The sequence below is a fragment of the Allofournierella sp. genome, from assembly GCF_017889395.1.
Taxonomy (GTDB): Bacteria; Bacillota; Clostridia; order Oscillospirales; family Ruminococcaceae; genus Allofournierella.
The window spans coordinates 16,584-31,259 of the sequence record NZ_JAGHKE010000049.1 but is presented as its reverse complement, the minus strand read 5'-3'; the positions used below and the strand labels follow the sequence as shown (position 1 = coordinate 31,259).

Genomic DNA, 14,676 nt, shown 5'->3' with positions numbered 1-14,676 from the left:
CTGACTGATCGAATGCGCGCTGCGCATCCCGCAATAAAAGGAGAGATTCATTATGGCAAAACAAATTCTGCATGGCGAGGCTGCCCGCAAGGCCCTTTCCGCTGGTATTGATACCCTGGCTGACACCGTCCGCATCACCATGGGTCCCAAGGGCCGCAACGTGGTGCTGGGCAAGAAGTTCGGCAGCCCCGTGATCACCAATGACGGTGTAACCATCGCCAAGGAGATCGAGCTGAAGGACGTGTTCGAGAACATGGGTGCTCAGCTGGTTCGTGAAGTTGCCACCAAGACCAACGACATCGCTGGCGACGGCACCACCACCGCCACCGTTCTGGCCCAGGCTCTGGTACACGAGGGCATGAAGAACGTTGCTGCCGGCGCCAACCCTATGGATGTAAAGCGCGGCATGCAGAAGGCTGTGAAGGCTGCTGTTTCCGCTTTTGCTGCCAACAGCCAGAAGGTAAACGGCTCCAAGGACATCGCCCGTGTTGCCACCGTTTCCGCTGATGACGCCACCGTTGGCGAGCTGATCGCCGAGGCTATGGAGAAGGTAACTGCTGATGGCGTGATCACCATCGAAGAGAGCAAGACCGCCGAGACCTACTCCGAGGTCGTGGAAGGCATGCAGTTCGACCGTGGCTACATCACCCCCTACATGGTGACCGACACCGAGAAGATGGAGGCCGTGATCGATGACGCCTACATCCTGATCACCGACAAGAAGATCAGCGTGATCCAGGACCTGCTGCCCCTGCTGGAGCAGATCGTACAGAGCGGCAAAAAGCTGGTCATCATCGCTGAGGATATTGAGGGCGAGGCTCTGTCCACCCTGATCGTGAACCGTCTGCGCGGCACCTTCACCTGCGTGGCCGTTAAGGCTCCTGGCTTCGGCGATCGCCGCAAGGAGATGCTGCAGGATATCGCCATCCTGACCGGCGGCCAGGTCATCAGCGAAGAGCTGGGCTACGACCTGAAGGAGACCACCGTTGACATGCTGGGCCGTGCCCGTCAGGTCAAGGTGACCAAGGAGAACACCACCATCGTGGATGGCGCCGGTGCCAAGGAGCTGATCAAGGAGCGCGTGAACCAGATCCGTGCCCAGATGGAAAGCTCCACCAGCGATTTCGACCGCGAGAAACTGCAGGAGCGTCTGGCCAAGCTGGCCGGCGGTGTTGCCGTGATCCGCGTGGGCGCTGCCACCGAAGTGGAAATGAAGGACAAGAAGCTGCGCATTGAGGACGCTCTGAACGCCACCAAGGCTGCTGTGGAAGAGGGCATCGTGGCCGGCGGCGGCACTGCTGCCATCAACGCCATCCCCGCTGTGCAGAAGGTATGCGACGAGCTGGAAGGCGACGAGCGCACCGGTGCCCGCATCGTTCTGAAGGCTTTGGAAGCTCCTCTGCGCCAGATCGCTCAGAACGCCGGTCTGGAGGGCAGCGTCATCATCGACAAGATCCTGAGCTCCGGCAAGTCCAACTACGGCTTCGATGCTCAGAAGGAGCAGTACTGCGACATGATCGAGGCCGGCATCGTTGATCCCACCAAGGTGACCCGTTCCGCTCTGGAGAACGCCGCCAGCGTTGCTTCCATGGTTCTGACCACTGAGAGCCTGGTTGCCGACGAGCCCGAGCAGCCTGCTGCTGCGCCCGCTCCCGACATGGGCGGTATGGGCGGCATGTACTAAGCCATACCATAACCCCATAACCCAAACAGCAAAGGCCTGCATGCAATGCGCATGCAGGCCTTTTTGCGTAAAGCAGCTTTCTGCCGAGCGGGCCCGGTTCGGTGTTTTTCGGTGCTCCACGGAATGAACTCCGATTCATCTGCCCAAACTGAAAGCGGAGGTGGAGAGAATGACGCAGAAACGTCTTGCTGCACTGTTTGGTGCAATGCTCCTGGCTTTTTCCGTAGTAATGGGCAGGCTATATCTGCTGGCGCAAAACCGGGAGTACGCCCGGACGGCACAGGCGCAAACAGTGACCACGCTCACGCTGGAAAACAGCCGGGGCAACTTATATGACTGCAACGGAACGCCTTTGACCGGGTACGGGCAGCAGTATTATGCATTGTCCATCCCGGGAGAGAGCAGCTACGCGGAACTGTTTCAATACGTCCCCTACAGCGAACAGGCCTATCTCTATGAAAAACGAAATGCACTGGCTCCTTTTCTGGTTCAGGTGGACCGGGATCTTACCGATCAGGGAATCTATACCTATTCCGTACCCAACCGCTATTGCCCGCTGCCCCTAGCGGAGCACCTGATCGGTTATTTAAATGGGGATGGCAGCGGCGTGGCTGGTCTGGAGCAGGCGTTTGACGAGTTGCTCACCAGTGGCCGGTCCGCCCGCGAGGTGCAGTGTGTGACCACAGCACAGGGTTCATTGCTTGCAGGCAGCGAACCCCAACTGCTAGAGCAACAGGAGGAAGGGCAGGGGGTGATGCTTACCCTGGATACCGCCACCCAACGGGTGTGCGAGGCCATTGCTCAAACATCCATGAGTACCGGCTGTATATTGGTCCTGGATGTGGCCACCGCAAAGGTCCGTGCCAGTGTAAGCATGCCGGAATTCGACCCGGAGAACATTCAGGCCAGTCTGCAAAACGAGAACTCGCCGTTTTTGAATCGGGTACTATGCCAATACAATGTGGGGTCTGTGTTCAAGCCGATCCTGGCTGCCGCTGCACTGGAGCGGGGCATCGGCTGGTACAGCATGGAGTGCGAGGGTGTGATTACCATCAGCGATCACGACTACCACTGTGCCCTGGACCGAGCCCACGGGCTGATGAACATCCGCGGAGCACTGGAAAAAAGCTGCAACTGCTTTTTCATTGATCTGGGTATGCAGCTGGGCGGCAGCCGCGTGGCAGAACTGGCCCGGCAATTCGGCTTCGGGCAGACGGTCTATCTGGCAGGTGGGCTGAAAAGCGCCGAGGGAGTGGTGCCAGAGGAGGAAACGTTGGAAGATCTGGGCCAGCTGGCAAACTTCAGCTTCGGCCAGGGCCAGCTGATGGCCGCGCCGGTCCAACTGGCCGCTGCCTACAATGCTCTTGCGGCCGACGGAGTCTACCGCAGCCCCAGCTTTCTGGAAGCGGTGATCGATGAGACCACCGGCGAGATGGTCCGCCAGCTGTATCAGCCGGATACCCGTCAGGTGGTGAGCACATCCACCGCCGAAACACTGTGCGACATGCTGGCCGGAGTGGTGAATGAGGGCATCGGTGCACAGGCTGCCCCGCAAAACGGCACAGCCGCTGGCAAAACCGGAACCGCCCAAACTGCCGTGTTCGATGAAGAGGGCAGGGAAGAGATGAACTATTGGTTTGCGGGTTTTTATCCGGCAGAGGACCCACTGTATACCATCGTGGTACTGCAGGACGGCACGCCGGAACCGGAAACAAGCTCCGCTGCCATTTTTGCCCAGGTATGCGATGGATTGTTCTGGCTGCAAAGCGAGGAGACCCGTGCACAGATCTTTGAACAGCAGGAGCAGCTGAAAGAAGAACAGGCAAAATCCACCGCCGACAGTTGACAAGCGGTACGGCACGCGCTATACTTGTAAAGTAAATGATTATGATAATGGCTGTGATAGGGCCAATGGCGGGCAGATAGCCACAGAGAGGAGATCATTCGGTGCAAGATCTCTGCTTATACTCCCGCCCCATGCCACCCTTGAGCCCCCGGTGATGAATTGGGCGTAACGCGGCGTTAACGCGCGAAAAGCGGTGGTTTCGAAGCATCGAAGCCACAATCTGGGTGGTACCACGGAGAGTTTTATAGCCTTCGTCCCTGTTTGGGGGCGAGGGCTATTCTTTTTTCTCCGGCGATCGAGCAATTATCTGATCAGACGTTTTGTACACAACACATGTAGAGGAGTTATGAACGATGCAATGGACCGGTTTGAATGAACTGCGTGAAAAGTATCTTTCGTTTTTCGAGAGCAAGGGCCACCTGCGGCTGGACAGCTTCCCCCTGGTACCGAAGAACGACAACAGCCTGCTGCTGATCAACAGCGGCATGGCCCCCATGAAGAAGTGGTTCCTGGGTCAGGAGGAGCCTCCCCGTCATCGGGTGACCACCTGCCAGAAGTGCATCCGTACCCCGGATATCGAGCGCGTGGGCATCACTGCCCGTCACGGCACCTACTTCGAGATGCTGGGCAACTTCAGCTTCCAGGATTACTTCAAGAAGGAAGCCACTGCCTGGGCCTGGGAGTTCCTGACCAAGGTTCTGGAGATCCCCGCTGAGCTGCTGTACATCTCGGTTTACGAGGACGACGACGAGGCCTGGGACATCTGGACCAAGGACATCGGCATTGCTGAGGACCACATGGTTCGCTTCGGCAAGGAAGACAACTTCTGGGAGCACGGCTCCGGCCCCTGCGGCCCCTGCAGTGAGATCTACTTTGACCGCGGCCCCGAGCACGGCTGCGGCAAGCCCGACTGCAAGGTTGGCTGCGACTGCGACCGCTACATGGAGGTCTGGAACCTGGTGTTCAGCCAGTTCGACTCCGACGGCAAGGGTAACTACACCCGCCTGGAGCGCCCCAACATCGATACCGGCATGGGTCTGGAGCGTCTGGCCTGCGTGATGCAGGGCGTGGGCAACCTGTTCGAGGTTGACACCGTTCGCGCTATCCTGAACCATGTGGAGAAGATCAGCGGCAAGACCTATGGCGAGGATGCCAAGACCGACATCTCCATCCGCGTGATCACCGACCACATCCGCTCCACCACCTTCATGGTGAGCGACGGCATCATGCCCTCCAACGAGGGCCGCGGCTACGTGCTGCGCCGCCTGCTGCGCCGCGCCGCCCGTCACGGCCGGATGCTGGGCATCACCCGCCCCTTCCTGACCGAGCTGGTGGATACTGTTATCCATGAGAACAAGGCCGGCTACCCCGAGCTGGAGGAGCATGCCGACTACATCAAGAAGGTCATCGGTACCGAGGAAGAGCGCTTCTACAAAACCATCGACCAGGGCATGGCGATCCTGAACAACCTGATCGACAACATCACCAAGGCCGCCGTGGCCGGCAAGGAGAAGATCCTCTCCGGTATCGACGCCTTCAAGCTGAACGACACCTTCGGCTTCCCCCTGGATCTGACCCGCGAGATCGCTGCCGAGGCCGGCATCATCGTGGATGAGGAGAACTTCCACTCTGAGATGAAGAAGCAGAAGGAGAAAGCTCGTAAGGACCGTCTGTCCCGCGGCATCTCCGGCTGGGATTCCGACCTGTTCAGCGAGCTGACCGTGCCCGCCACTGTGTTCACCGGCTACGAGAAGCTGGAGGACAAGGGCCAGGTGATGGCTCTGTCTGACGGTGAGGAGCTGGAGAATGCCATCTCCACCGATGAGGGCGCCAAGGAAGGCGTTCTGGTGGTTCTGGATCAGACTCCCTTCTACGCTGAGAGCGGCGGACAGGTGGCCGACACCGGCTCCATCGTGACCGCTGATGGAGCCCGCCTGGAAGTGAAGGACGTGAAGAAGACCGGCAAGGGCTACTTCGTGCACACCTGCACCCTGGTGGAGGGCACCGTGAAGGTGGGCGACAGTGTGACCGCCGCTGTGTCCAAGGGCCGCCGGATGTCCATCGCCCGCAATCACACCAGTGCCCACCTGCTGCAGAAGGCTCTGCGCGAGGTGCTGGGCAGCCACGTGCATCAAGCCGGTTCCTACGAGGACGACGAGCGCGTGCGCTTCGACTTCACCCATTTCAGTGCTGTGACTCCCGAGGAGCTGGCTCTGGTGGAGCATATCGTAAACCAGAAGATCTTCGAGGCTTTGGATGTGAACATCCAGAACCTGCCCATTGCAGAGGCCAAGAAGATGGGTGCCATGGCTCTGTTTGGCGAGAAGTACGGCGACGTGGTCCGTGTTGTAGACGTAAATGGCTGGTCCACCGAGTTCTGCGGCGGTACTCATGTGAAGAATACCGCTCAGCTGGGCTGCTTCAAGATCCTGAGCGAATCCAGCGTAGCTGCCGGCATCCGCCGTATTGAAGGCACCACCGGCTACGGCGTGCTGAACCTGCTGGACGAGCGCACCGGGATGCTGCACAAGGTAGCAGACGCGCTGAAGGTCAATAACATGAAGGATCTGCCCCTGCGCGCTGTGGCTGTGGCCAGCGAAGTGAAGGCTCTGAGCAAGGAGCTGGATGCCGCCAAGGCTGCCGCCGCTGCCAGCAAGATCGACGGCCTGTTTGAGGCTGCCGAGGATGTGAACGGCATCAAGATCCTGACTGCTTACTTCTCCGGCACTGCTCCCGAGGCGCTGCGCAGCATGGCGGAAAAGGTGCGCGACAAGGCTTCCAACACCGTGGCTGCTCTGGTGGGCTCCACCGATGGCAAGATCACTCTGGCTGTTTCCTGCGGCAAGGGCGCTCTGGACGCAGGCCTGAAGGCCGGCGTTCTGGTCAAGCAGATCGCGGTCATTGCCGGCGGCAACGGCGGCGGTAAGCCCGACTTCGCCATGGCTGGTCTGAAGGACGAGAACAAGATCGACGAGGCTCTGAACGCTGTCGCCGGTATTGTGAAGGGCATCCTGGAGGGCTGATCCCATTTGTTTTTCACTGCGAACACCGGGAGAAGGCATCCCGGTGTTCGCAGCCTGTTTTGACGCATTGTTGGATTCTGGAAAGGAGATGTTTCAATGGATTGCTTGTTCTGCAAAATCGCCCAGGGCCGGATCCCCTCGAATAAGCTGTTCGAGGACGACAAGATCCTTGCGTTTTACGACATTGATCCGCAGGCACCGGTTCACTTCTTGGTGATTCCCAAGCAACATGTGGATTCCGCTGCCGCGCTCACCGAGCAGGATGGTGAGCTGCTGGCGCATATCTTTGCCACCATTGCTCGCCTGTGCAAGGAGCTGGGCTGCGATAACGGTTACCGTGTGGTGACCAACGTGGGCGAGGACGGCGGCCAGAGTGTAAAGCATTTGCACTTTCATGTGCTGGCAAAGCGCAGCCTTGCCTGGCCTCCGGGCTGATGCGCGGGCTGTTCTGCGCTGTGTGAGAGAAAAGGAGATATCTGATTATGAGTGAAACCTATACCCTGCATGTGGCAGGCGTGACCCGGGAACTGCCCATCTGCGCCATCAACGAGCATCTTTCCATTGCTGCCTTCATTATGTTCAGCGATGTGGAGCTGACCGTTGCCTGCGCCAAAGCACTGCTTGAGAAGTGCCCGGAGTTTGATGTGATCGTCACTGCCGAGGCAAAAGGCATTCCTCTGGCCTACGAGATGAGCCGCCAGAGCGGAAAGCTGTATATTCCTGCTCGTAAAGGCGAAAAGCTTTACATGCAGAACCCGGTGGTTGTAGAGGATCAATCCATCACCACCAGCGCCCGCCAGAAGCTGGTGATTGACCAGAAGGATCTGGAGGCCATGAACGGCAAGCGGATTCTGATTGTGGACGACGTGATCAGCACCGGCGGCTCCCTGCATGCGCTGGAGACTCTGGTGGAAAAGAGCACCGGTACGGTGGTAGGCCGTGCAGCTGCGCTGGCAGAAGGCGACGCAGCCGACCGCACCGATATCATTTTCCTGGAAAAACTGCCTCTGTTCACCCACTGATCCCCGCACGCAAATGAGACGGGTACTGGCAGCTTGCTGTTTTGTTTGGTTTGCCGCCAAACTCATCGCTGTGTATCTGCCGCCTGTGGCCCTTGGGCTGCTCGCGGCAGTTTTTGTATGCATATTCTGGTGTGCGTTGGCCCTGGGAAAGCGAAACTATAGTTTTCTGTTTCCACTGGTAGGGCTGGCTGCTATTTTCCTTCACTCGCTGATGTACGACATCGTGGTGGCTCCTGCCTTTGCTCTTGCAGGGGAGGAAGTGGAGGCGGTTGTGCTGGCCGAGCAGGTGGACCCGGGCTTTCAGGATGGGACAGTGCGCGGGGAGTTCACTGTGCTGGAGCTGAACGGCAAGCAGCTCCCCGGCTGGAAACAGTTTCGGATTTCGACAGTAGCAATGCCGGAATGCGAGCGTGCAGATATCCTTCGCGGGACCTTTTCTGTGGAGCTTCTGGAGAAGGATGAATACTACTACGGCAATCTGGCGGACGGAGTGCTCTTGCGGGCAGTGACCGCAGAGGACGTGACACTGGAGGGGCAAAGCCGGGCGCCGCGCTTTTTCCTGCGGCAGCTGCAGGAAACCCTTGCCCGCAATTGCCGCCGGTATCTCGCGCCGGAGCTGGGCAGCGTGCTCTCCGCCATGGCGGTGGGGGACAAAAGCCGCCTGACTGATGAGATCAGCGACGCCTACCGGGCAGCCGGTGTTTCCCATCTACTGGTGGTGTCCGGCCTTCACCTGACACTTTTGTGCAGCGCGTTTCTGGGCAACCGCCCTTGCAGCGGCCGGTTCCGACGCCAGAAGGCACTGGCCGCCATGGTTCTGGTGGTAGGCATGATGGCTCTGGTCGGCTTCACCCCATCGGTGACGCGGGCCGGAATGGGTGCACTGATCTTCTATGCTGGTGCACTGTTTCTCCAACCGGCTGATTCCTTCACCTCGCTGGGAGTGGCTGCGGTGCTGCTGTCGCTGCAAAACTGCTATGCGGTGTGCGATCTGGGGCTGCAGCTTTCCTTTGCCGCCACGCTTGGGGTACTCTGTGCCGCCCGAATCTTTCCGCCCATGCGGCTGAGTGAACTGGAGGAGCATCCCTGGCGCTGCCGGATACGGCGCTGGTGCACTGTGCTGTTGGTTCCGCTTCTGGCGGCACTTTTCACGCTGCCGCTTCAGCTGGTGCACGGTCTTTCAGTCAGCGGCGTTTCCGTGCTGACCAATCTGCTGGTGATGCCTCTGGTGGGGCCTATTGTCTGTCTGGGCCTGATCTGCGCGGTGACCGGGCTTGTTCCGGCTTTCTATCACATCACCCGGGCGGTGATGCTGCTGGCGGCGCTTCTGGTAAAGCTGCAGAATACCATTGTGTTTTACACCTCATCGCTTCCGGCCGCGCAGCTAGTGCTGCCCACGGCATTCACGGTGTTTGCTGTGCTTGTCTGCGGGGCAGTCCTTTGGTATGCCTGGAAAAAGTGCTGCCTGCGCTGGGCGCTTCCGGTTCTATGCGTGGGACTGGGGTTGTCCTTTGGGCTTTTCACCCAGCTTGGGCGGGATGTGATCACAATCCGGCTGGTAGGCAGCACATCCAATCCCTGCGCGGTAGTAACAGTACAGCAGCACGCAATGGTGTTGTTCCGGGGCGGAGAAAGCAACCGCCAGCAGGCACAAGCTGCACTGGAAGCACAGGGATTGGAGGAAGCGGAGCTCTGGGTGGACCTGCGCCAGGACCCGGGGAGTCTGAAGACTTCGGGCAGACAGCTTTCCGCAGAGGATCTGCCGAAGAACGAACAATGGACCGAAGATTTTTATGGGATACGGCTTTCGCTGGTCAACCAGAGCGGTGCCAATCTGGCGCTTATGGAGATCGAGGGCTACCGGGTGGCTATGATCACCGGCCAGCTGGAGGCGGGTACGCCGCTGCAAACGGACCTGCTTCTGGCAGGCTCCTCCGATCCGGGGCTGGTGGAGCCGGTGCAGGTGCTCACCGCCAAGGCCTACGACTGGCACTCCGGCAAAACGGGCGTCCGCTGGCGCTATGCGCCTTTGGGTGGCACCGTGTACATCCGCCCCGGCAGGGCAATCACATTCGAGGGGGTAACCAATGCTGCATTCTGAGCAAAAACAGCAGGCCGCACTGAAAAAGGGCGTGCCGGTTTTTTATTACTATTCTTCCGACCCGTTTCTGGCGCGGGCAGCTGCGGAAAAGACGGCGGCCGCCCTGCTGCAGGAGGATGGGGAGAGTACCCGTCTGGATGGCCCTGCCCCCACGGTGGAGGAGCTGGTCATGGCAGCGGGCACCATCTCCTTTTTCGGCACCCGCCGCATCGTGGAGCTGCCCATGCTGCAGCCCTCGGCCTATTCGGAAAAGGATATGGCTGAGTTCTGCGATGTGCTAGCCAGCACTGAAAACGCGGTGTTCGTTATCCACAGTGTATTCAGCGAGGAACGAGGCAAGCTGAAGCTGCCCAAGCAGGCCAAAAAGCTGATCGAGACCTGTGAGGCATTGGGCTATGCCGCCGAGGTGGCCCATCCCGGCGTGCAGGAGTTGCGCCTCATGCTGCGGCAGCGGGCGCAGGGCATGGATACTGCCATGAGCGAAAGCGCGGCGGGTCTTTTGCTGGAGCGCTGCGGGCAGGACCTGTTCCTGCTGGAAAACGAGGTGGACAAGTTGGCCGCTGCCAGCGGCTACACCGAGATCACCCCGGGTCTGATCGTGGAGATGAGCACCCAGAACCTGGAGGCGGATGTCTTCGATATGGTCCGCCTGATCACCGGCAAGAACGCCGCCAAGGCCTGCGAAAAGCTGAACACGCTGCTTCGGCTGCAAAATGACCCCATCGCCATCACTGCCGCCATGATCGGCAGCTATGTGGACCTGTACCGGGTCAAGGCTGGCCTTTCCGTCAAGAAAAGCTACAGTCAGGTGCACAAGGACCTGGGCTACAAGGGCAGCGATTACCGGCTGAAAAAATCCGCCGAAACCGCCGCCCGGTATACCTTGCCCCAGCTGGAGCAATGTCTGGAGATTCTGCTGGAGCTGGATCAGGGGCTGAAGGGCTCCCCGGTGGACAGCGCCGTTTTGCTGCAAACCACACTTTGCCGTCTGGCAGCCGCGGGGGTGAGCCGATGAACGACAAGCTTCGCATTCAGCAGGTGATTGTGGTGGAGGGCCGGTACGATGCGGCCGCGCTCAGCTCGGTGGTGGATGGTCTGATTCTCACCACCGACGGTTTCGCCATCTACAAGGATAAGCAGACCCAGGCCCTTCTCAAGGAGCTGGGCCGCCAGCGAGGCGTGATTCTGCTCACCGACCCGGACGCGGCGGGTTTCCGTATCCGGAACTTTTTGTCCAACCTGATCGGGCAGGAGTATGTACGGCAGGCCTATGTGCCCGCAATCCCGGGCAAGGAATCCCGCAAGGCGGTCCCCGGCAAGGAGGGCCTGCTGGGCGTGGAGGGCCTGCCGCCTGAGGCGCTGAAAAAGGCGCTGCTGGACGCAGGCGCCAGCGAAACCGCCGCCCGCAGCGGCCGGGCCATCACCTATACCGATCTGTACCAATGGGGGCTTTCCGGCACCGCAGGCAGTCAGGAGCAGCGCTTTGCGTTTCTGCGAAGGCTGGGCCTGCCGCCCCGCCTTTCCAAAAAGGCACTGTGTCAGGTGCTCAATCAGCTGTACACCTATGAGGAGGCCCAGGCGCTGGCCGAGCAGACCGAAGAATAATCAAAAAGGCCCGGGGCCGTGCGAAGAGCGATTTGCTCTGCTCACGACCTCGGGCCTTTTGTTTTATTTCAGCTTGCCCTCCAGCAGCTGCTGGTGCCACCAGGGCTTTTCCGCCTGAAAGCTGCGTCCGCTCACACCCTGCAGCAGCGGATCGGTCAGGGTGGGGAAGGTGAGCTGCCAGGCACACAGGGCCTGGTATTTCAGCTTCAGCTCCCGGTTGGCGGCATTGTTGCCGTATTTGCTGTCGCCCAGAATGGGGCAGCCGATGCTGGCCAGGTGCGCCCGGATCTGATGAGTCCGTCCGGTGATCAGCTCCACCTGCAGCAGGGCAAGACGGCCGCTGACTGCCAGCGTTTTGTAGCGGGTCTCGATCTCCCTGCCGCCGGGCGTGGGGCGTTCACTCACCCGTACCAGGCCCTTGCCCGCGTCCTTGGTCAGATAGCCGCCCAGGGTGGCCTGTTCCGGCCGGGGCCGCCCGAAGGTCACGCAGAGATATTCCTTTCGAATCGCGCGTTCTCGAATCAAACTGGTAAGCAGCTGCTCGGTCTGCGGGTCCTTGGCAATCAGCACCAGACCGCTGGTGCCGGTGTCCAGCCGGTGACACAAAGCAGGGGCAGGGCCTTTGCCCGGCTCCCAGCCATGCTCCTGATGCAGATACAACATGGCCCGGTGGATCAGGGTGTCCGGCTCGGTATCATGAATCACCGGCAGACCGGCGGGCTTGTCCACCAAAAGAATGTGCTCATCCTCATAAACCGGCTTTGCCGCAAAGCGGGCGCGCAGAAACGCAGGACCTTTCGTCTCTGCCGGAGCCAGCTGATCGTCCGGCAGGAACAGCCGAATCTCGTCGCCGGTCTGCACCCGGGTGGAGAGGGGCTGCTTTTTTCCGTTCAGCTTGATCTTGTTTTCACGCAGCGCCTTGTTCAGCTTGCCGAAGGTCAGGGCAGGGAATTGTTCGGTAAGATATTTGTCCAGTCTTACCGGGGTAAGACTTTTCACGGGAATGATCTTCATGAAAGGACCTCCAAATCCTTGCACAGGCCATTTTCACGGTACAGCCGGTGTGCGTCGTCAATGTCCAGGGTGACCATCAGCCAGCCGGCATCCTGGTCGCTTACTTCAAGAATGGGATAAACACCGCCCTCCCCATCGGAAAGAGCAGTTGCGCCCTCCAGCTTCTGGCGGGCAAAGGGAGTATCATAGAAGAGAATTACCTTGTTCGCGTCCTCCTGTCGGCCGATGCTCTCCAGATTCAGGCTCAGAATACCGCGATCCCAGAAATCATCGGAATAATCCGCCAGGTGAAGCGGGTAATCCTCGCTGAATTCCTGTGCCAGCGGATGGGAAAATTCCTCCAGGCCGGGGGCAATCACATAAACCAGCGGAGCGCTGCTGCCATCGCCGGTTTGCTGATACAACACACCGCACCAGGCGCCCTGCTCCTGTGCAGTCTGCGCCACACCCAGGAAGGTTTCCTCCTGTTCGGTGAAGAAGATGGTGTCCGCAGGCAGCTCACCACTGGTGATGGCCTGCAGAAACTCCTCCCGCCGCTGCTGGGCCTGCGCCTCATCATAGCGAGCGGTGAAAGAGGTGTCGCTGCTGGTCATTCCCGCATCAGCGGTGTAAATTGCCAGGCTCAGACCGCTGGTTTTCAGCGGGTCCAGCGCCACCAGATGCTGATATTTGCCCTCAGTCGCATCCAGCAAGGCGGCAAGGCTGCTGTTCTCCTGGTTCAGCAGGTTGAAGCCCGCATCGGAATAGGGACGGAAGGAGCGGGCCTTCTCCAGCAGTGCCGGACTCAGGTCCACCAGCTGCACCAGGCAGAGCGCACCGATCACAGCGGTCTGTACCCACTGCTTTTGGTGCTGTGTCAGCCGAATCAGTCCGGCCACGCAGCACAGGAAGATCAGGTAATACACCGGCCAAAACAGCCGCCCGCTGGAACGCAGGGTGGTTGCCAGCTGAACCACGAAGCCGGGCAGAGGCAGGCGGGCGAGTACCGCACCATTGGCGGTGATCACATTGCTGACCGCGAACACTGTCAGGCAGGCTACAACGAACAGCAGACCGAAACGTTTTTTCAGCCGCTCCAGCAGCCCATCCCGGCGCCAGCGCAGCATTGCCAGCACCACTGCCACACTGCACAGGAGCATGCCAAGGCCCAGGTAATTAAAACCGTCGTAGTTGCCCAGTGTCTGATTCTGTGCGGGCAAAAACAGACTCCAGTGGTCCATGCCCCGGCTGACCGGGTTCCAAAGCGTGTTCAGGTTCATGCAGAAATGCCCGTACTGCACGCCGCTTCCGCCGGATGCAGACCCGCCGCTGAACAGGCCGAACAGCCAGCCTACCAAGGCAGTGCAGCCCAGGTTAGCTACCAGAAGCGTGACCGGTTTCGCGATCTGTTTCTGGAACACCGCATGCTCTACCAGCAGTGCAAAGGTGAGCGCGTAGGTCATGGGGGCAAAGTACGGATGGATTGCCAGCGTCACACAGTTTACAAGAAACAATCCGGGATAGAAAAAGCGTTTCTCTCTGCGGCCGCGGATGTAATAGTACAGCGCAGCCAGAATCAGAAACTGCGCCGCAAGGGCAGTGTGACGGAATGCTCGCTCCAGCAAAATGGGGCTGAACACAAAAAGAACCGCTCCCAGCAGCACAGCAGGCAAACGGCGGGTGAATAACCCCACCAGCAGGCAGGCAAAGCCGCCCTGCAGCACAAAACAGAGTAGCGTGAACAACCCGAAGTACTGGAACGTGGCGGGCAGCAGCGGCTCCAGCAGGCGGAACAGCGCCGCGAACAGAGGAATGGAGTCGGTAAACGCCACGCTCAGGCCAAAGGGCCAGTTGATGAGCTCAGAAAAGCAGAAGGGTACCGACAGCTCTGACTGCCGGTAAAACAGCCAGCCAGCGTAATGCTGCAGGATATCCGCCTCAATGTATCCGCCGCGCAGCCATGCGTCGTTGGTCACATCCAGCGGGGCAAAGCCGTACAGCAAAAAGAAAACCGCCGCTCCCAGCAGGCAGCCCAGAGCAAACAATTTCCGGCGTTCGATTTTTTCAAAAACAGGCATCTGAATCAAAGCCACGTCCTTTCCGTCCGCGCGAAGGTGCGAAGAAGGGAATTAGGCTTGCCGCTGTGGCGGAACTGGCAGACGCAAGGGACTTAAAATCCCTCGCCCTAATAAGGCGTACCGGTTCGATCCCGGTCAGCGGCACCAAACCGGAGCAAAGTTCGCTTTGCTCCGGTGTTTTTATGTCCGGCAATCAGGAAAAGTGTGTCTTATTGCCAGTGTGTGTTTTCCCGGATAAAACTCCCGATTTCGGGTTGTGCACTGTCCGGATTTATACTATAATAAGTTCGAAAATCAGGAGTCGTTCCACCCCGCGCTGGGTGC

General features: G+C 59.4%; 10 protein-coding genes and 1 tRNA gene. 9 read left to right on the top strand and 2 right to left on the bottom strand.

Going from position 1 to position 14,676, the window contains the following annotated elements:
• The first annotated feature begins 52 nt into the window (after positions 1-52).
• From groL to J7G73_RS07555, 8 genes are all read left to right on the top strand, one after another.
• Positions 53-1,684, top strand: coding sequence for a chaperonin GroEL (gene groL / locus J7G73_RS07590; RefSeq protein WP_087293431.1), 1,632 nt, complete (start codon positions 53-55; stop codon positions 1,682-1,684).
• Positions 1,685-1,853: 169 nt separating this feature from the next.
• Positions 1,854-3,530 carry a penicillin-binding protein 2 gene (locus tag J7G73_RS07585; RefSeq protein ID WP_291245812.1) on the top strand — a complete coding sequence of 559 codons (1,677 nt, stop codon included), beginning with the start codon at positions 1,854-1,856 and terminating at the stop codon, positions 3,528-3,530.
• Between the two features lie 353 nt (positions 3,531-3,883).
• Positions 3,884-6,553, top strand: a complete 2,670-nt coding sequence (gene alaS / locus J7G73_RS07580; RefSeq protein WP_291245811.1) for an alanine--tRNA ligase — start codon at positions 3,884-3,886, stop codon at positions 6,551-6,553.
• 96 nt (positions 6,554-6,649) lie between these two features.
• Positions 6,650-6,988, top strand: a complete 339-nt coding sequence (locus tag J7G73_RS07575; RefSeq protein WP_291245810.1) for a histidine triad nucleotide-binding protein — start codon at positions 6,650-6,652, stop codon at positions 6,986-6,988.
• A 47-nt stretch (positions 6,989-7,035) separates the two neighbouring features.
• The gene (locus J7G73_RS07570) at positions 7,036-7,575 is read left to right on the top strand and encodes a phosphoribosyltransferase family protein (protein ID WP_087293439.1); all 540 of its coding nucleotides are present in this window, start codon (positions 7,036-7,038) and stop codon (positions 7,573-7,575) included.
• A 259-nt stretch (positions 7,576-7,834) separates the two neighbouring features.
• Entirely contained in the window at positions 7,835-9,676 is a 1,842-nt protein-coding gene (locus J7G73_RS07565) for a ComEC/Rec2 family competence protein (RefSeq protein ID WP_291245809.1), read from the top strand.
• Entirely contained in the window at positions 9,663-10,691 is a 1,029-nt protein-coding gene (holA, locus tag J7G73_RS07560; RefSeq protein WP_291245808.1) for a DNA polymerase III subunit delta, read from the top strand. The genes J7G73_RS07565 and holA overlap by 14 nt, the downstream gene beginning before the upstream one ends.
• Positions 10,688-11,281, top strand: a complete 594-nt coding sequence (locus tag J7G73_RS07555) for a toprim domain-containing protein (protein WP_291245807.1) — start codon at positions 10,688-10,690, stop codon at positions 11,279-11,281. Before holA ends, J7G73_RS07555 begins: the two co-directional genes overlap by 4 nt.
• Positions 11,282-11,344: 63 nt before the next feature.
• Here J7G73_RS07555 and J7G73_RS07550 read toward each other — a convergent pair whose 3' ends face one another.
• Both J7G73_RS07550 and J7G73_RS07545 read right to left on the bottom strand, forming a co-directional pair.
• A complete protein-coding gene (locus J7G73_RS07550; protein WP_291245806.1) occupies positions 11,345-12,295 on the bottom strand; it encodes an RluA family pseudouridine synthase in 951 nt (316 codons plus the stop codon).
• Positions 12,292-14,367, bottom strand: coding sequence for a DUF6311 domain-containing protein (locus tag J7G73_RS07545; RefSeq protein WP_291245805.1), 2,076 nt, complete (start codon positions 14,365-14,367; stop codon positions 12,292-12,294). The genes J7G73_RS07550 and J7G73_RS07545 overlap by 4 nt, the downstream gene beginning before the upstream one ends.
• A gap of 44 nt (positions 14,368-14,411) precedes the next feature.
• Between J7G73_RS07545 and J7G73_RS07540 the strand changes: the two genes are divergently transcribed.
• Positions 14,412-14,499: transfer RNA gene (locus J7G73_RS07540), tRNA-Leu, on the top strand.
• Positions 14,500-14,676: the final 177 nt, after the last annotated feature.

What these genes read in the sequence shown, in the direction of transcription:
- groL (WP_087293431.1), top strand. Translation starts at nt 53, where the DNA reads ATGGCAAAACAAATTCTGCATGGCGAGGCTGCCCGCAAGGCCCTTTCC.
- J7G73_RS07570 (WP_087293439.1), top strand. Translation starts at nt 7,036, where the DNA reads ATGAGTGAAACCTATACCCTGCATGTGGCAGGCGTGACCCGGGAACTG.
- J7G73_RS07555 (WP_291245807.1), top strand. Translation starts at nt 10,688, where the DNA reads ATGAACGACAAGCTTCGCATTCAGCAGGTGATTGTGGTGGAGGGCCGG.
- J7G73_RS07550 (WP_291245806.1), bottom strand. Translation starts at nt 12,295, where the DNA reads ATGAAGATCATTCCCGTGAAAAGTCTTACCCCGGTAAGACTGGACAAA.
- alaS (WP_291245811.1), top strand. Translation starts at nt 3,884, where the DNA reads ATGCAATGGACCGGTTTGAATGAACTGCGTGAAAAGTATCTTTCGTTT.
- J7G73_RS07585 (WP_291245812.1), top strand. Translation starts at nt 1,854, where the DNA reads ATGACGCAGAAACGTCTTGCTGCACTGTTTGGTGCAATGCTCCTGGCT.
- holA (WP_291245808.1), top strand. Translation starts at nt 9,663, where the DNA reads ATGCTGCATTCTGAGCAAAAACAGCAGGCCGCACTGAAAAAGGGCGTG.
- J7G73_RS07575 (WP_291245810.1), top strand. Translation starts at nt 6,650, where the DNA reads ATGGATTGCTTGTTCTGCAAAATCGCCCAGGGCCGGATCCCCTCGAAT.